At 60.5% G+C, this 16277-nt stretch carries 16 protein-coding genes; 9 read left to right on the forward strand and 7 right to left on the reverse strand.

The genetic code is table 11. The features are described from left to right. Window positions 1-212: 212 nt before the first annotated feature. The 3 genes from A6U98_RS26015 to ribH form a co-directional block, all read right to left on the reverse strand. A complete protein-coding gene (locus tag A6U98_RS26015; RefSeq protein WP_064653892.1) occupies window positions 213-2351 on the reverse strand; it encodes a sodium-translocating pyrophosphatase in 2139 nt (712 codons plus the stop codon). Window positions 2352-2549: 198 nt separating this feature from the next. Next, window positions 2550-3032: a transcription antitermination factor NusB gene (gene nusB, locus A6U98_RS26020; RefSeq protein WP_017959878.1), complete on the reverse strand. Its 483-nt coding sequence runs from the start codon at window positions 3030-3032 to the stop codon at window positions 2550-2552. Between the two features lie 3 nt (window positions 3033-3035). After that, window positions 3036-3491: a 6,7-dimethyl-8-ribityllumazine synthase gene (gene ribH / locus A6U98_RS26025; RefSeq protein WP_064653893.1), complete on the reverse strand. Its 456-nt coding sequence runs from the start codon at window positions 3489-3491 to the stop codon at window positions 3036-3038. 347 nt (window positions 3492-3838) lie between these two features. On the opposite strand from ribH, the gene A6U98_RS26030 reads away from it, so the two are divergent. From A6U98_RS26030 to rfbA, 9 genes are all read left to right on the forward strand, one after another. Beyond that, window positions 3839-4198, forward strand: a complete 360-nt coding sequence (locus A6U98_RS26030; protein ID WP_018447475.1) for a hypothetical protein — start codon at window positions 3839-3841, stop codon at window positions 4196-4198. A 206-nt stretch (window positions 4199-4404) separates the two neighbouring features. Beyond that, window positions 4405-4908 carry a cupin domain-containing protein gene (locus A6U98_RS26035; protein ID WP_064653894.1) on the forward strand — a complete coding sequence of 168 codons (504 nt, stop codon included), beginning with the start codon at window positions 4405-4407 and terminating at the stop codon, window positions 4906-4908. Between the two features lie 129 nt (window positions 4909-5037). After that, window positions 5038-5553, forward strand: a complete 516-nt coding sequence (locus tag A6U98_RS26040) for a GNAT family N-acetyltransferase (RefSeq protein ID WP_064653895.1) — start codon at window positions 5038-5040, stop codon at window positions 5551-5553. Between the two features lie 316 nt (window positions 5554-5869). Next, window positions 5870-6676, forward strand: a complete 807-nt coding sequence (locus A6U98_RS26045; RefSeq protein ID WP_064654155.1) for a hypothetical protein — start codon at window positions 5870-5872, stop codon at window positions 6674-6676. 253 nt (window positions 6677-6929) lie between these two features. Next, window positions 6930-8906: a hypothetical protein gene (locus tag A6U98_RS26050; RefSeq protein WP_064653896.1), complete on the forward strand. Its 1977-nt coding sequence runs from the start codon at window positions 6930-6932 to the stop codon at window positions 8904-8906. Between the two features lie 24 nt (window positions 8907-8930). After that, the gene (gene rfbC, locus A6U98_RS26055) at window positions 8931-9497 is read left to right on the forward strand and encodes a dTDP-4-dehydrorhamnose 3,5-epimerase (RefSeq protein WP_064653897.1); all 567 of its coding nucleotides are present in this window, start codon (window positions 8931-8933) and stop codon (window positions 9495-9497) included. Between the two features lie 17 nt (window positions 9498-9514). Next, on the forward strand, window positions 9515-10570 hold the full coding sequence (rfbB, locus tag A6U98_RS26060) for a dTDP-glucose 4,6-dehydratase (protein ID WP_064653898.1): 1056 nt from the start codon (window positions 9515-9517) through the stop codon (window positions 10568-10570). A gap of 3 nt (window positions 10571-10573) precedes the next feature. After that, window positions 10574-11461, forward strand: a complete 888-nt coding sequence (gene rfbD / locus A6U98_RS26065; protein WP_064653899.1) for a dTDP-4-dehydrorhamnose reductase — start codon at window positions 10574-10576, stop codon at window positions 11459-11461. A gap of 10 nt (window positions 11462-11471) precedes the next feature. Then, a complete protein-coding gene (rfbA, locus tag A6U98_RS26070; protein WP_064653900.1) occupies window positions 11472-12341 on the forward strand; it encodes a glucose-1-phosphate thymidylyltransferase RfbA in 870 nt (289 codons plus the stop codon). A 121-nt stretch (window positions 12342-12462) separates the two neighbouring features. Here the strand turns inward: rfbA and A6U98_RS26075 are convergent, their stop codons facing one another. From A6U98_RS26075 to glyA, 4 genes are read right to left on the reverse strand one after another with little or no spacing between them, the layout of a single operon-like run. Beyond that, window positions 12463-13074 carry a riboflavin synthase gene (locus A6U98_RS26075; protein WP_064653901.1) on the reverse strand — a complete coding sequence of 204 codons (612 nt, stop codon included), beginning with the start codon at window positions 13072-13074 and terminating at the stop codon, window positions 12463-12465. Further along, window positions 13074-14381, reverse strand: a complete 1308-nt coding sequence (gene ribD / locus A6U98_RS26080) for a bifunctional diaminohydroxyphosphoribosylaminopyrimidine deaminase/5-amino-6-(5-phosphoribosylamino)uracil reductase RibD (RefSeq protein WP_064653902.1) — start codon at window positions 14379-14381, stop codon at window positions 13074-13076. The genes A6U98_RS26075 and ribD overlap by 1 nt, the downstream gene beginning before the upstream one ends. A 3-nt stretch (window positions 14382-14384) precedes the next feature. Continuing rightward, window positions 14385-14861: a transcriptional regulator NrdR gene (gene nrdR / locus A6U98_RS26085; RefSeq protein ID WP_003547190.1), complete on the reverse strand. Its 477-nt coding sequence runs from the start codon at window positions 14859-14861 to the stop codon at window positions 14385-14387. A gap of 9 nt (window positions 14862-14870) precedes the next feature. Beyond that, window positions 14871-16169: a serine hydroxymethyltransferase gene (gene glyA, locus A6U98_RS26090; RefSeq protein WP_064653903.1), complete on the reverse strand. Its 1299-nt coding sequence runs from the start codon at window positions 16167-16169 to the stop codon at window positions 14871-14873. Window positions 16170-16277: the final 108 nt, after the last annotated feature.

A 16277-nucleotide genomic window follows, 5' to 3' on the forward strand; every position in this document is an offset into this window, starting at 1 on the left:
AACAGAAAGCTTAAAAGCCAGGCTGTGATTGGACATGCAAAACCCCCGAAGGTGGATGTCCAACTTTCGGGGGTCAGTTCAATCGCTCCGGCGGGTTTTTTACTGCAGCCATTCAAAGTGTTACAGCGTCCTTTGCGCGTCTCGAAAGACGCGCGGCGCTGTAATGGTCTCTGCTTGGCCGTGAAGTGTACCAGCCAAGCCGGCGGCGTTGATTATCCGGCGAGAACGGCGAGTAGCAGAAGGGCCACGATATTGGTGATCTTGATCGCCGGGTTGACTGCGGGGCCAGCCGTATCCTTGTAGGGATCGCCGACAGTATCACCGGTGACGGAGGCCTTGTGCGCGTCCGAACCCTTCATGTGACGCACGCCGTCCTTGTCGACGAAACCGTCTTCGAAGCTCTTCTTGGCATTGTCCCAGGCGCCGCCGCCCGATGTCATCGAGATAGCGACGAAGAGGCCGTTGATGATGACGCCGAGCAGCGATGCGCCGAGGGCGGCAAAGGCGGAGGCCTTGGAGCCGGAGATGAGAAGCACGCCGAAATAGACGACGATCGGCGCCAGCACCGGCAGCAGCGACGGCACGATCATCTCGCGGATGGCAGCCTTGGTCAGAATGTCGACCGCCCTGCCGTAATCCGGCTTTTCCGTGCCCTGCATGATGCCGGGCTTTTCCTTGAACTGACGGCGGACTTCCTCGACGATCGCGCCGGCCGCACGGCCGACGGCGGTCATCGCGATGCCGCCGAAGAGGTAGGGAATGAGACCGCCAAAGATCAATCCCGCCACCACGTAAGGGTTGGAAAGATCGAAGGAAATTTCACCGATGCCGGCGAAATAAGGGAACTTGTCGCCATTCGCCGCAAAATATTTGAGGTCGTAGGAGTAGGCCGCGAAGAGAACCAGGGCGCCGAGACCGGCGGAGCCGATGGCATAACCCTTGGTGACTGCCTTGGTCGTATTGCCGACGGCATCGAGCGCATCAGTGGATTTGCGCACCTCCGGCGGCAAATGCGCCATTTCGGCGATACCGCCGGCATTGTCCGTCACCGGTCCGAACGCGTCGAGCGCGACGATCATTCCGGCGATGCCGAGCATCGCCGTGACCGCAATGCCGGTGCCGAACAGGCCGCCGAGCTGGTAGGTGGCTAGAATGCCGCCAACGATGACGATCGCCGGCAATGCCGTCGATTCCAGTGAGACGGCTAGGCCCTGGATGACGTTGGTGCCGTGACCGGTGACCGAGGCCTGGGCGATCGAGACGACCGGGCGCTTGCCCGTGCCGGTATAATATTCAGTGATCACCACGATCAACGCGGTGACGACCAGGCCGATAATGCCGCAGAAGAAGAGGTTCGCGCCTGATATGTCGGCACCTCCGACGGCGCCGATCGATCCCCAGCCGATGGTGAGCGACGTGGCAGCGCCAAGACCGACGATCGACAGCAGGCCGGTGACGATGAGGCCCTTGTAAAGCGCGCCCATGATCGAGCCGTTCGAGCCGAGCTTGACGAAAAAGGTGCCGATGATCGAGGTGATGATGCAGGCGCCGCAGATCGCCAGCGGATAGACCATCGCAGACTGGAGGATCGGCGCGCCGGCAAAGAAGATCGCGGCGAGAACCATAGTGGCGACGACCGACACCGCATAGGTCTCGAAAAGGTCGGCAGCCATGCCGGCGCAGTCGCCGACATTGTCGCCGACGTTATCGGCGATCGTTGCCGGGTTGCGCGGATCGTCTTCGGGAATGCCGGCTTCCACCTTGCCGACCAGATCGCCGCCGACATCGGCGCCCTTGGTGAAGATGCCGCCGCCGAGACGGGCGAAGATCGAGATCAGCGACGCCCCGAAGCCGAGCGCCACCAGCGCATCGATGACTTCGCGCGAGCCGCTCTCATGGCCGAGCCCGACGGTCAAGACCGTATAGTAGATGGAGACGCCGAGCAGCGCCAGGCCAGCCACCAGCATGCCGGTGATCGCACCCGACTTGAAGGCGATGTCGAGGCCGGCGGAAAGGCTGACGGAAGCCGCCTGAGCGGTGCGCACGTTGGCGCGGACGGAGACGTGCATGCCGATGAAACCGGCAGCACCGGAAAGCACGGCGCCAATCAGGAAGCCGATCGCGGCCTCGGCGGAAAGAAGAAGCCAGGCTAAAATGAAAACAACAACGCCGACAATGGCAATGGTTCTGTACTGGCGCGTCAGATAGGCTTGCGCACCTTCGCGGATATAGCCCGCGATCTCCTGCATACGGCTATTGCCCTGATCGGCGGCAAGCACCGACCGGGTTGCCCAGGCGGCATAAACCACCGAGAGCAGACCGCATGCGATTACGCATAAAAGAATCGTCATTTCGCTCTTTCCTCCCATAGGCCGGAGATCACTCCTTCTCCGGCAGATACGCCGCCGAATCGCCTTCCTCTCCACAGAAATGCCACAGCTAAGCGGTGCGGAGATTGCGTGGTCGATCACGTGGCGTCAAGACCGCAACGGGCGAAAACCATTGCGGTACGAAGAAAGACGTAGGGGGATTGTTTGGCGGCTAAAGACTTATTTCTTCGCCTCGCCGCGGACCTGCTTTGCGATGCGGTCGAGCACGGCGTTGACGAGCTTCGGCTCGTCGTCATCGAAGAACGCCTGGGCGATCTCGACATATTCAGTGACGATGACCGCCACCGGAACGTCCTTCCGGTCGGTGATCTCGAAAACGCCGGCGCGCAGGATGGCGCGCACGGTGCTGTCGAGGCGCGACAAGGCCCAATCATCCTGCAGGGCTGCGGCAATCAGCGGATCGAGGCGGACCTGATCGCGAACGACACCGGAGACGATGGAACGGAACCAGGCGGCATCGGCTTTCAGATAAGTCGCGCCATCGATTTCCTGACCAAGACGGTGCGCCTCGTATTCAGCCACGATCTCCAGAACGCCCGTGCCGCCGACGTCCATCTGATACAGTGCCTGAACGGCAGCAAGACGAGCAGCGCCCCGCTGGTTCGCAGTCTTGACCGGCCGTTCCGTCTTGTCGTCGTTCATTCGTTATGCACCCAGTTTCTGCTTCAGCTCGATCATGGTCAGAGCTGCACGAGCGGCAAATCCGCCCTTGTCCTTTTCCGAGCGGCGCACGCGCGCCCAGGCCTGTTCGTCGTTTTCGACGGTCAGGATACCATTGCCGATGGCAAGGGACTCGCTGACCGCAAGATCCATCAAGGCACGCGAGGATTCGTTCGACACGATATCGAAGTGATAGGTCTCGCCGCGAATGACCATGCCAAGGGCGACATAGCCGTCATAATGCGTTCCGCCATTGTCGTCTCCATCGAGCGACATGGCAATCGCCGCCGGAATTTCCAGTGCGCCGGGAACGGTGACGACCTCGAAAGTGGCGCCGGCCTCCGTCAATGCGAAGGTCGCGCCTTCGAGCAGGGCGTCGGCCATGTCGTCGTAGAAGCGGGCCTCAACGATCAAAATATGGGGAGCGGTCTCTCTCGACATGGTTCACCTTCGGTTGGCGGGACATTTACCCACTCGGCAGCCCGCGGTCAAAACATGCCTTCGTCCGAATGGCAAGCAATTTCGCCCGATGCCGCAATGGGAAAGAGGAAATATCTGCAAGGGGATAGCTGCGCCCTGCATGCACAGCTGGGCACCCCTCTGAAATCAACTTTTCCGGACGCCTGGAACGCGGCAATTCGAAGGCAGTTTTCATGAACAATTCTTAATGGCTTTTCAGTGGCTTAACCCATTGAATCGCGGATGGGAGAACGCCAATTCCATGTCGTGACGCAGACGATCCCCTGCAACGACAGCCGACCGTCTAAGCAGATGAAAGGATACAAATCATGCACCGCGTTCTCACCATCACCCTCGCTGCCGCCCTCTCCTCCCTCGCCTTTGCCGGCGTCAGCCGGGCCGAAAGCCTCGGAATGAACACCCCTCAAGGCATCGAACAGACGCTCAGGGGCTTCCAGGGCAATGATTTCAATGTCCAGGAGGTTTACAACTGGCGCAACTTCGACGACGAGACGAGCGGGCCACACTCGGCACCACAGCGCTCCGGCGAGGCTATCCGTGGCATCCAGGCGTCGATCGACGCCAACAGGTCGCTTGCCCACCGTCTCAACAATGAAGGTGTCAACATTCGCAATGTGGTCAACGCCGAGCAGGCGGCCGATGGAAGCATAACCTTCTACGTCCGCTGACGCTCCAGCGCATACCCCCGAAAATCGCAACGATCTTCGGGGGTATGCGTGGGTTGAAGTGATAGGGCGTCCTTCACGCGTCCTATTCGACGCGCGGCGCTCAAAGCATGGGCGGCGGTCTCCTCTCCGCCCATGCTGGGGATATCCGAGATAAGCATTGAATTTTCCCGGGATGACGGCTTCTCTTGCCGAAACAGGAGGACGTCATGGCAACGGAACCGAAGGCGGTGATCAATACCGCCGATCTCAAGCTCGAGCACTGGACACAGGGCGAGCTCTATGAGAGCACCGACAAATCGTTCGGCACGCTTCTCGGCCTGACCGGTCTGGGCGTCAGCTACAACGAGGTACCGCCCGGCAAATCCGGCTGCCCCTTCCACAACCACCACGTCGAAGACGAGCTTTTCTATGTAATCGCGGGCGCCGGCGAATACCGCTTCGGCGATGCGCGCCATGCGATCAAGGCGGGCGACGTGCTCGGCGCGCCGGCCGGCGGACCGGAAACGGCGCACCAGATCATCAATACCGGCACGGCCACACTCGTCTATCTCGGCATTTCGACGATGGCGAAGACCGAGATCGTCGAATATCCCGATTCCGGAAAGTTCCTTGCCAAGACGAATAGAGACGGTACAAAAACCGGGCGCTTCCGTCATATCGGACGGCCGGAAGGCGATCTCGACTATTGGGACGGCGAGCCCGGCGCCTGAGCATGTCGCGTAAAAATGTGCAGCGGTTTTGCGATAACGACATGCGCAAAACAAGGATCTTAAGCGCGAGGAGCGAATCTGAAAGATCGCGACGTGCTTTAGAGCGCGCGATTTCCATAAGGACCCGATGTGACCGATATTCCATCCCTCGAAACGGCGCGGCTGACGCTTCGCCCTCATCGCCTCGACGATTTCGATGCGCATGCAGCGCTGTGGGCGGACGAGGACGTCGTGCGATTCATCACCGGCGTGCCGTCAACGCGTGAGCAGAGCTGGAGCCGCATGCTGCGCGTTGCCGGCATGTGGCACCATATGGGCTTCGGCTTTCTGGCGATCGTGGAAAAGGAGAGCGGCCGGTTCATCGGGGAAGCGGGATTCCTGGAAGCCCGCCGCGACATGGAACCCTCGATCGAGGGGACGATGGAGGTCGGCTGGGCGCTGATGCCTTCGGCGCACGGCCGCGGTTATGCCACCGAGGCGCTGACCGTCCTGATCGGTTGGGCGGAAATGCATTTCCCTGGAAAACCGATGAGCTGCATCATCAGCCCCGAGAACCAGGCCTCACTGCGGGTCGCAGCCAAGCTCGGTTTCCGCGAGACAGCGCGCACGCAGTATAACGGCGAGATCATTCAGTTTTCGCGTTAGGGAATTCCACCAAGCGGGCAACGTAGCGCGCGCCGTTGCGGGCTTGCTGACACTTGCCGATATCGCCAACGGCAACAGCAAGTTTAAGCAAAAGGATATCGACGACCTCAGCTTGCGGCACCCGACTTAATCCCCGGATGGGTCCGGACTTCGCACCTGCTACGCGCAAGGAACGCGCTTTAGAGTCGCTGACAAGAGGCAGAAACGCTTGGAATACTGACGTCCGCCACCTTGACACAACTAAGCATTGACGGGCGAGCCGCGTGGTAATTGCAGCCGGCAGAAACTCCCCATCCATAAGAGGCTGATCACAAATATGACCATTTTCATTGTTTGCCACAAGGATTTGCCGAGCTACCCTCCTCCCGAGGGCGCGAAAATCATATGGCTCAATTCTAAACCTCCTTTGGACAACAAGGGAATGGAGGTCATTACCGGCTATGATTTTTTCAGCGAGCCGGAGGAGATTCACGCGAAATTGTCAGGATCGCTGGGAACGATCGTAATCGCGAAAGTCGTTTCCGAAGAAGCAGCAAAGCCTCGCAACATTACTATCTGGCAGTATCGTAAATTTTTAACACGACTAAAAATAGGAACACCAAATCCCGAATATCCCGGGATGAATACAACGACTTCAGAAGAAGTCGGAATCACAAAACCGGAGAATCCGGCGCTTTTTACAGAAAATTTCTTCCTGCCTCGGCCATTAAATCTTCATAACATATCTCAACACTATGCACGTTTTCACAATATTGTTGACTTCCTGAGATATACAGCGTTTTCAATCGAAGCAAACACTTTAACGCAAGCCGAAGCTTTGCATTTTTTCAATTCCAGCACTTTCGTTCCTGGAGGCATTGAACTCGGCACGTATCCGACGGACTGGTGGCTCGATACTTTTGTGCGCCTTGTGGCGCCGTCTTTTGAATTTGCGAAACGATATCAACCGTTTCAAGCCGAAGACCCCGTGCAGAAACGTGCGATCTCATTTTGCCAAGAGCGTCTGGGAAGCTATCTTCTCATCAAACGGATAGCCGAACTCTATGGCAATAACCTACCTGGGTCCCTGTTCGGAGAAATAGCTACCGTATCGAATGATGGGGTCTATAAAAGCGGTGAATAAACCGAGGCGGCCAATTCCAAACGCATCGCAACTCTTTGCGGATACTGGCAGCAGAAGTGGCTGAGCCAATAAGGCTGGCTAGAGAAAACTGAGCACGGATAGTCGAGCTCCCACACCCCCTCCGGCTGACCAGCGAAAGTTCTGCGAACAGTGTGGCGCAAGCTTCACCTCAAATAGTAGGCACCAAACAGGCTCGAATTGCCATTCTGCGGATTTCCAATGCAGACGGCAGCCCTTTGCGAAGGACAATACCTTGACGATCAATCAGCCCACTTCTTCGTTGCCGGCCGGTCTTCCTGATCTGGCGCTTCTCACGGAGAAGGCTGCCGGCACGGGATCCGTCATTATCTATCAGCCTTATCTCGATCCTTCGCAGCGCAGCCAGCTCGATGCGGCTGCCATGCCGCTCGACATCTCGTTCAATACGCAGGCTACGACCCGCGAATATGAACTCTTCCTCACCCTGCATCAGCATCACGAGGCGATCGGCCTCGGTGACGACGTGTTTTGGGGGCTGCTATCCAGTAAATTCGAGATGAAGTCGGTGACGAGCTTTCCGTCTTTTGTCACGGAGGCGGAAAAGGCCAGGGTAGAAGGTGCGGACGCCTATCTTTACAACCCGCTGATCGGCCACGCGGCGATCTACAGCAACGTCTGGGAACATTCGCTGCTTGGCGGTCACCCCGGCATGGAGCCGATCTTTCTACATATCCAGGAGCTGGGCTATCCGATCGCGCCGCCGCAGGACAAGACTGCCTTCATGTTCTGCAATTATTTCTGCGGCAACCGGAAATTCTGGTCCGGGTATTTCGCCTTTTGCGAACGCATTCTCGAATCGCTGGAAAACCAAGCGCGCGCCGGCACCGCGGCGGGCGCCGCCTATGCCGGTTCGGCTCACTATTCACGCGATGCCAGCGCGAAGATGCGCCCCTTCGTTATCGAGCGTCTGCTCGGACTTTATATCCAGCAGGCTATCGCCTCCGGACTGAAGATCGCCGCCTTCGTACCAACCGTTGCCGATTTCGAATGGAAGTTCGGTGTCCGCCTCGGCCGGATGCTGCATAGCCTCTTCGCCGCCAAGGAAGCTTTTCTGCGGAGCCGTGACGAGGCTCTCCTGACCGCGTGGCAGCAAGGCCGCCAGCCGCTCATCAAGCAGCCGCACCTGATCTGGGGGGCTGACGATCCGCCCGGCTGGATGCCGCGCGGCCAATTTATCGGCGGCCGCGAATTGATGCGCGCCTATGCCCAGCAGGCGTCAGGCGCCTCCCCGGTACCGCAGCAGCCGGTGCGGACGGAAAGGCCCGCTATACCAGCCGCACCGAAGATCGAGCAGCCGCTGCGCGACCTGTTGCAGCCCTTTGCTGGCGGATGGCAGGAACACAGGGACCGTCATTGCATCTGGATCGTGACGCCCGACAACTACAATCACAGCCACGCCTTCGACGAAGTCGCGCTTGGCCTACAGGGCGCCTTCGAGGAACTCGGCGGCTCGGCACCGATCACCCGGGACGTGAACGCATTCGCCGGCCGTGCGCCGATCATCTACGGCGGCAATCTTCTCTCCGCCGAAATCGTCAGCCATCTGCCGAAGGACAGCGTCGTCGTCAATCTCGAGCAGGTGTCCGAAGAAAGCATCTGGATCAATTCGCGCTACACCTCGATCCTGAAGTCGTTTCCGGTTCTCGACTACAGCCCGCGCAACCGGGAAAATCTCGCCGCCAAGGGCATTGATCACGCCGGCGTGCTCGAAATCGGCTATAGCCGCTGCCTCAGCCAGATACAGCACGCCGCCGTCAAAGATATCGACGTGCTCTTCTACGGCTCGATGAACGAACGCCGTCACCATATCCTGAAGACGCTGAAGGACGGCGGGCTCAAGGTCGTGCATCTTTTCAACATCTACGGTGCGGAACGCGACGCGGCGATTGCCCGCGCCAAGATCGTGATCAACATCCATCATTATGCGAGCGGCGTCTTCGAGATCGTGCGCATTTCCTATCTGCTCGCCAATCGCGTTTGCGTGCTGACGGAAGGCAACATCCGCGATCCAGACCTTCAGCCCTTCATCGGCGGCTTGGCAATTGAGCCCTATGACGACATGATCGAGCGCTGCTACAAGCTGATCGCAGATGCCGACGAGCGCGATACCATTGCCGCGACGGGTCTTGCGGCCATGCGGAGCCGGTCGCAGGCGGACATGCTGATGAGCGTCATGAGGGCCGGCGCTTGATGAAGATCGCAGAAAAGGTACGTCATGCGCATTGAGACCGCGGCTATCGAGGGCATCGTTGCAATCACGCCGCCACGCTTCGGCGATCACCGCGGCTACTTCTCCGAGGTATTCAAGGATGCCTGGTTCCGGGAAAATGTGGCCGACGTCACGTTCATCCAGGACAATGAATCGCTTTCGGCGCAGGCCGGAACCGTCCGGGGGCTGCATTTCCAGATACCGCCATTCGCACAGGGCAAGCTGGTGCGCTGCCTTGCCGGCCGGATCATGGATGTCGTCGTCGATATCCGCGAGGGATCACCGAGCTTCGGCAAATGGCTCTCTCAGGAGCTCTCGCCGGAAACCGGGAAGCAGCTCTGGATACCGGCCGGTTTCGCACACGGATTCGCAACGATCGAGCCGAACAGCGTCATCAGCTACAAGGTAACCGCACCCTACAGCCCGCAGCATGATCGGGGCATCGCGTGGAACGATCCGATGATCGGCATTCGCTGGCCCTTCAATGAGAGAGACATGGTATCGTCCGACAAGGACAAGATGCTGCCGCGGCTCGCCGATCTGCCAGGCCATTTTTCCTGTTCAACACAGTAACCAAGGATGGATCGACGATGCGCATCCTGGTCACGGGCGGAGCGGGCTTCATCGGATCGGCATTGGTGCGTCATCTCATCAGCGAGATCGGCGCCGAGGTGCTGAATGTCGACACGCTGACCTATGCCGGCAATCTGGCGTCACTAAAATCCGTCGAATCGGCGCCGAACTATCAATTTCTGCGCGCCGACATCTGCGACCGCGCCGGGATGCAGGAAGCATTCGCGTCCTTCCGCCCTGATATCGTCATGCATCTCGCGGCCGAGAGCCATGTCGACCGCTCGATCTTGGGCGCGGCCGATTTCATTCAGACCAACATCGTCGGCACATTCAGCCTGCTGGATACCGCACGGCACTATTGGGATGGACTTGACGCTCGCCGCAAGAGCACCTTCCGCTTTCTGCATGTCTCGACGGACGAGGTCTACGGCTCGCTCGGCGACGAGGGCCTCTTCGAGGAGACGACGCCTTACGATCCGTCCTCGCCCTACTCTGCCTCGAAGGCCGCCAGCGACCATCTGGCGATCGCCTGGCACCGAACCTACGGCCTGCCCGTCGTCGTCTCCAATTGCTCCAACAACTACGGCCCGTTCCATTTCCCCGAAAAGCTCATTCCGCTAATGATCCTGAATGCACTGGAGGGCAAGCCTCTTCCGGTTTACGGCAATGGCGCGAATGTCCGCGACTGGCTCTATGTCGAAGACCACGCCCGCGCGCTCTTCACGATCGCATCCAGAGGGCGCCCCGGCGAAAAATACAATGTGGGCGGCCGCAATGAGCGCAAGAACATCGATGTCGTTCATCGCATCTGCGCTATTCTCGACGGCGTCTACAGTGACAAGGGACCGCATGCACGTCTGATCACCAACGTCACGGACCGCCCCGGACACGACGCACGCTATGCGATCGATGCCTCCAAACTGGAAAGCGAACTCGGTTGGAAGGCGCAAGAGACCTTCGAAACCGGCATCGAGAAGACCGTGCATTGGTACTTGGAAAACGAATGGTGGTGGAGGCCGCTGCGCGAAAACGTCTACTCCGGCGAACGCCTCGGCGTTTTCAAGGGACGATAAACGATGCGCATTGCCGTCACCGGCAAACAGGGCCAGGTCATTCAGTCGCTGCTCAGACGTGGCGCCGAAATGGGCGTCGAAATCAGCGCGGTCGGGCGCCCGGAAATGGACCTCGCGGATCCTGCAAGCATCGCAGCCGCCTTCTCGGCTCTGCGGCCGGATGTGATCGTCTCCGCCGCCGGCTATACGGCGGTCGACAAAGCCGAGAGCGAACCCGAGCTTGCTTTTTCCGTCAACGCAGCAGGCGCCGGGGCGGTTGCCGAGGCTGCCGCGCGGATCGGGGCTCCGGTTATCCACATTTCGACCGACTATGTCTTCAGCGGCGACAAGGCCTCCGCGTATTGCGAAGAGGATGCGACGGCGCCGATCTCCGTCTACGGGCGTTCGAAGCTCGCGGGCGAGAAGGCCGTCGCGGCGGCGAACCCGAACCACGTCATCTTGCGCACAGCCTGGGTCTATTCGCCGTTTGGCGCCAATTTCCTGAAAACGATGCTGCGTCTTTCCGAGACGCGCGATCATCTTCGCGTTGTCGCCGATCAGACAGGATGCCCGACCTCGGCACTCGACATCGCCGACGCGATTCTCGCGATCGCATCCCGTATCGTAGCGGACCCTGAGCCATCGCTCCGCGGCACTTTTCACCTGACCGGCAGCGGCGAAGCAAGCTGGGCGGACTTCGCCGAAGAGATATTCGCGGAGCTTGCTAAGTCCGGCGGCAGAAACGTCGGCGTCGAGCGCATCCCGACGGCGGACTATCCGACACCGGCGAAGCGTCCCGCCAATTCACGTCTCAACGGCGACAAGCTCGCCAGAACATATGGAATCCGGCTGCCGGAGTGGAAGCAGTCTATGAAGATTGTCATGCGAGACCTTTTGAATAAAGGTCTTTAGGGAGATAGGCATGAAGGGGATTATTCTCGCCGGCGGCACGGGCACGCGTCTGCATCCGATTACGCAGGCCGTCTCGAAACAGTTGATGCCGGTCTACGACAAGCCGATGATCTACTATCCGCTAACGACGCTCATGCTCGCCGGCATCAGGGAGTTGCTGATCATCACCACGCCTCACGACGTCGAAGCCTTCAAGCGCCTTCTCGGCGACGGCTCGCAATGGGGAATTTCGCTGACCTATGCCGTACAGCCAAGCCCCGACGGCCTCGCCCAGGCCTTCATCATCGGCGCCGACTTCCTGCACGGCGACAGCTCGGCACTCGTCCTCGGCGACAACATTTTCTACGGGCACGGACTGCCGGAAATCATGAAATCCGGCACGAGCAGGCAGAAAGGCGCGACGGTGTTCGCCTATCACGTCACCGATCCGGAACGCTATGGCGTTGTCGGCTTTGACAAAAAGATGAATGCGCTGTCGATCGAGGAGAAGCCGAAGAAGCCGAAATCGAACTGGGCGGTGACCGGCCTCTATTTCTACGACCAGCAGGTGGTCGATATCGCCGCCAACCTGAAGCCATCACCGCGCGGTGAATTGGAAATCACCGATGTCAACCGCACCTATCTCGAGCGCGGCCAGCTTTTCGTGGAGTTGATGGGCCGCGGCTATGCCTGGCTCGACACCGGCACGCCGGACAGCCTGCTCGATGCCGCAGGTTTCGTCAGCACGCTGGAGAAACGCCAGGGCTTCAAGATCGCCTGCCCCGAAGAAGTCGCCTGGCGCATGGGTTACATCTCGCAGAACGACCTCGCCAAGCTCGCGGAGAAGCTCGGCAAGAGCGCCTACGGCCAGTATCTGACGAAGCTGTCCCCGGATTGGTGAGCTATCGGACCGGCGCCGCGTCGCAGACGTGCAGTTGCATGCGTCGACGAGCGCCTGATGTTGTTCCGTGCCCGGCATGCCAGTCGTGGTGTGACCGTGGAAACCGTTACAGGTTTTTGATTCAGGTGCTCGGGAATTCCGCCAGCCGGGCGGCGTAACGCGCCATGGTGTCGACTTCGAAATTGACGAAATCGCCGGCCCTGCGATCGCCCCAGGTGGTGACCTCGAGGGTGTGGCGGATGAGCAGCACGTCGAAATCCGTGCCGTCGACCGCATTGACCGTCAGCGAGGTCCCGTCGAGCGCGATCGAACCCTTGGGGGCGACGAATTTCGCCAGATGTTCGGGCGCGCGCAGCCGGTAGCGCATGGCGTCACCCTCTGCTGTCACCGAGAGGATTTCCGCCTTGCCGTCGACATGGCCGGAAACGATGTGGCCGCCGAGTTCATCACCGATCTTCAACGACCGTTCGAGATTGATGCGGCTGCCCTCCTGCCAGGCGCCGATCGTCGTCAGCCGCAGCGCCTCTTCCCAGGCCTCGACCTCGAACCAGCGACCGTTGCTGCCTTCCTGCGGCAGGCCGGTCACGGTGAGGCAGATGCCGGAGTGAGAGATGGATGCGCCCATATCGATGGTTGCCGGGTCGTAACTCGTCGCAACGCGGAGCTTGATGCCCTCCTTCAGCGGCGAAACGGATTCGATCGTACCGATATCGGTGACTATTCCGGTGAACATCAAAGCCCTCTTTCGTATTCGTCCAGGCGATCTTCGCCGAACATCAGCGTGCCCGTATGGGCAAAACCCGATGGTATGTCGGTTGCATCAAGCGGGGATTCAATACCGCCCTCGCCGATCACAACAGGCGCCTGATAAAGCTGGATGCGGTCGACGAGGCCAGCCTCGAGGAAAAGCCGCGCCGTCTTTGCGCCACCCTCGACCAGGAGCGAGGAAATACCGCGCGTCGCGAGTGCCGGCAACAGGACTTCCGGATGATAGGGACTGCAATAGACGACCTCGACGCCGGCGGCTTCCAGGGCTGCGCGGCGGGAGTCCATGTCGGTGGTTGAGGCACCCCCCTCTGCCCTGCCGGGCATCTCCCCCACAAGGGGGGAGATCGGATCGGGGTTAGCCCCTTGCCCCACATCTTGCCTGGAGGCGAAACCATCATCATCGGAAGCTAGGGAACGCGGAGCAGGCTCCTTGCCGATCTCCCCCCTTGTGGGGGCGATGTCCGGCAGGACAGAGGGGGGTAGCCCCTCCGCATCCGCCGACAAGGGCCAAACTTCCTCGCTCGCCACCACGATGACCGGCACTTCCCGCGCCGTCGCGACGAGCTTGCTGGTCAGCGGCAATGCCAGCAAGGGATCGAGCACGATGCGGATCGGCGATTGCGATTCGAGACCTGGCGTCCGCATCGTCAGCAGCGGATCATCCGCAATCGCGGTGCCGATACCGACGAGGATCGCATCGGTTTCGGCGCGCAGCGCCTGCACCTGGGCGCGGGCCTCCGGGCCCGTTATCGCCACCTGCCCTGCCCCCTCGCGACCGATCATGCCATCGGCGGAAACGGCAAGTTTGAGAGTCACATAGGGTCGGTTCTTCGTCTGGCGGGTGAGATAAGCGGCAAGCGAGTGCCGGCCCTCCACCTCCAGCACGCCGGCATCCACCTCTATGCCGGCTTCGCGCAGCATGGCGATGCCGCGGCCGGAGACCCGCGGATCGGGATCGGTGACGCTGATGACGACGCGGGCAACGCCATAAGCGATCAGCGCCTCGGAACAGGGCGGCGTCTTGCCGTGATGCGAGCAGGGTTCGAGCGTCACATAGGCGGTGGCGCCGCGGGCGAGCGCGCCGGCCTCAGCGAGCGCCTGCGTCTCGGCATGCGGGCGGCCACTGAGCGCCGTCACCGCACGGCCGACGATGACGCCATCCTTGACGATCAGGCAGCCGACGGAGGGGTTGGTGGCGGTGCGGCCGAGATGCCAGCGCGACAGGCGGATCGCCGCCGCCATGAAACGTTCGTCATGCGGCGTGATGCTCATGGCTCACCTGTCCAGCGGGTCGCGGGCGATCTTGGCGTTGATTTCGGAAATGACCTTCTCGAAATCCTCGGCAAGCGAGAAATCCCGATAGACCGAGGCGTAGCGCACGAAGCCGACATCATCGAGGCTCTTCATGGCTTCCAGCACCTGCAGGCCGATCTGCTCGGAGGAGATTTCGGTCTCGCCGGAGCTTTCAAGACGCCGAACGATGCCGGAGACGGCGCGCTCGATGCGGTCCCGCTCGACCGGGCGTTTGCGCAGCGCCACTTCGAAGGAGCGCACCAGCTTGTCGCGATCGAAGGGCACCTTGCGGCCGGTCTTCTTGATGACCATCAGCTCGCGCAGCTGCACACGCTCGAACGTGGTGAAGCGGCCGCCGCAATCCGGGCAGATGCGCCGCCGGCGGATGGACGTGTTATCCTCCGCCGGGCGCGAATCCTTGACCTGGGTATCTTCCGAACCGCAATAGGGGCAGCGCATCCCTACTCCTTATCCCATGTAGCCGTACATGGGGAAGCGGTCGGTGAGGCTGACCACCTTGCCGCGCACAGCGGCTTCGACAGCGGCGTTGCCTTCATCGGAATTGGCGACCTTCAGACCGTCGAGAACTTCGACGATCAGATTGCCGATCTCGCGAAATTCCGCTTCCTTGAAGCCGCGGGTCGTACCAGCAGGTGCGCCGAGGCGCACGCCCGAGGTGACGAAGGGCTTTTCCGGATCGAAGGGAATGCCATTCTTGTTGCAGGTGACGTAGGCACGGCCAAGCGCTGCCTCGGCGCGCTTGCCGGTGGCATTCTTCTTGCGCAGGTCGACCAGCATCAGGTGGTTGTCGGTGCCGCCGGAGACGACGTCGAGGCCGCCCGATATCAGCGTTTCGGCAAGCGCCTTGGCGTTCTTGACGACCTGGGCGGCATAATCCTTGAATTCCGGCTGCAGCGCCTCGCCGAAGGCCACTGCCTTGGCGGCGATGATGTGCATCAGCGGACCGCCCTGCAGACCGGGGAAAACGGCCGAATTGAACTTCTTCGCCAGATCCTCGTCATTGGTGAGGATGACGCCGCCGCGCGGGCCGCGCAACGACTTGTGGGTCGTCGTCGTCGCGACATGGCAATGCGGGAACGGTGACGGATGAACGCCGCCGGCGACAAGGCCGGCGATGTGGGCCATGTCGACCATCAGATAGGCGCCGACGCTGTCGGCGATCTCGCGGAAGCGCTTCCAGTCCCAGATGCGGGAATAGGCAGTGCCGCCGGCGATGATGAGCTTCGGCTTGGTTTCCTCGGCCTTGCGGGCGACTTCATCCATGTCGAGCAGGTTGTCGCCTTCGCGAACGCCGTAGGAGACGACGTTGAACCACTTGCCGGACATGTTGACCGGCGAACCATGCGTGAGGTGGCCGCCCGAATTCAGGTCGAGACCCATGAAGGTATCGCCGGGCTGCAACAGCGCCAGGAATACGGCCTGGTTCATCTGCGAACCGGAATTCGGCTGGACGTTGGCGAAATTGACGCCGAACAGCTTCTTGGCGCGCTCGATCGCCAGTTCCTCGGCGATATCGACGAACTGGCAGCCGCCGTAATAGCGCTTGCCGGGATAACCCTCGGCATATTTGTTGGTCATGATGGAGCCCTGGGCTTCCAGCACGGCGCGGGAGACGATGTTCTCAGAAGCGATCAGTTCGATCTCGTGCCGTTGGCGACCGAGTTCCTTTCCGATCGCGGCGAAAATGTCCGGATCGACGTCCGCAAGCGAGCGATTGAAGAAGGATTCGGTGGAAGCATTGGTCATGGGCGGGCTCCTCAACTGGAATGCGCTGAGGTATTAGCCTTCCGCCGTGGCGAGGGCAATACGAAGAACGACATTTGCTGAGCAAAGCGCGCGCTTGCGCTCTTTTGC

The sequence above is a fragment of the Rhizobium sp. WYCCWR10014 genome, from assembly GCF_001657485.1.
Classification (GTDB): Bacteria; Pseudomonadota; Alphaproteobacteria; order Rhizobiales; family Rhizobiaceae; genus Rhizobium.

Bases quoted from the DNA above. Each gene is read 5' to 3' on its own strand.
- A6U98_RS26015 (WP_064653892.1), bottom strand. From the start codon at position 2,351: ATGACGATTCTTTTATGCGTAATCGCATGCGGTCTGCTCTCGGTGGTT.
- nusB (WP_017959878.1), bottom strand. From the start codon at position 3,032: ATGAACGACGACAAGACGGAACGGCCGGTCAAGACTGCGAACCAGCGG.
- ribH (WP_064653893.1), bottom strand. From the start codon at position 3,491: ATGTCGAGAGAGACCGCTCCCCATATTTTGATCGTTGAGGCCCGCTTC.
- A6U98_RS26030 (WP_018447475.1), top strand. From the start codon at position 3,839: ATGCACCGCGTTCTCACCATCACCCTCGCTGCCGCCCTCTCCTCCCTC.
- A6U98_RS26035 (WP_064653894.1), top strand. From the start codon at position 4,405: ATGGCAACGGAACCGAAGGCGGTGATCAATACCGCCGATCTCAAGCTC.
- A6U98_RS26045 (WP_064654155.1), top strand. From the start codon at position 5,870: ATGACCATTTTCATTGTTTGCCACAAGGATTTGCCGAGCTACCCTCCT.
- rfbC (WP_064653897.1), top strand. From the start codon at position 8,931: ATGCGCATTGAGACCGCGGCTATCGAGGGCATCGTTGCAATCACGCCG.
- rfbB (WP_064653898.1), top strand. From the start codon at position 9,515: ATGCGCATCCTGGTCACGGGCGGAGCGGGCTTCATCGGATCGGCATTG.
- rfbD (WP_064653899.1), top strand. From the start codon at position 10,574: ATGCGCATTGCCGTCACCGGCAAACAGGGCCAGGTCATTCAGTCGCTG.
- rfbA (WP_064653900.1), top strand. From the start codon at position 11,472: ATGAAGGGGATTATTCTCGCCGGCGGCACGGGCACGCGTCTGCATCCG.
- A6U98_RS26075 (WP_064653901.1), bottom strand. From the start codon at position 13,074: ATGTTCACCGGAATAGTCACCGATATCGGTACGATCGAATCCGTTTCG.
- ribD (WP_064653902.1), bottom strand. From the start codon at position 14,381: ATGAGCATCACGCCGCATGACGAACGTTTCATGGCGGCGGCGATCCGC.
- nrdR (WP_003547190.1), bottom strand. From the start codon at position 14,861: ATGCGCTGCCCCTATTGCGGTTCGGAAGATACCCAGGTCAAGGATTCG.
- glyA (WP_064653903.1), bottom strand. From the start codon at position 16,169: ATGACCAATGCTTCCACCGAATCCTTCTTCAATCGCTCGCTTGCGGAC.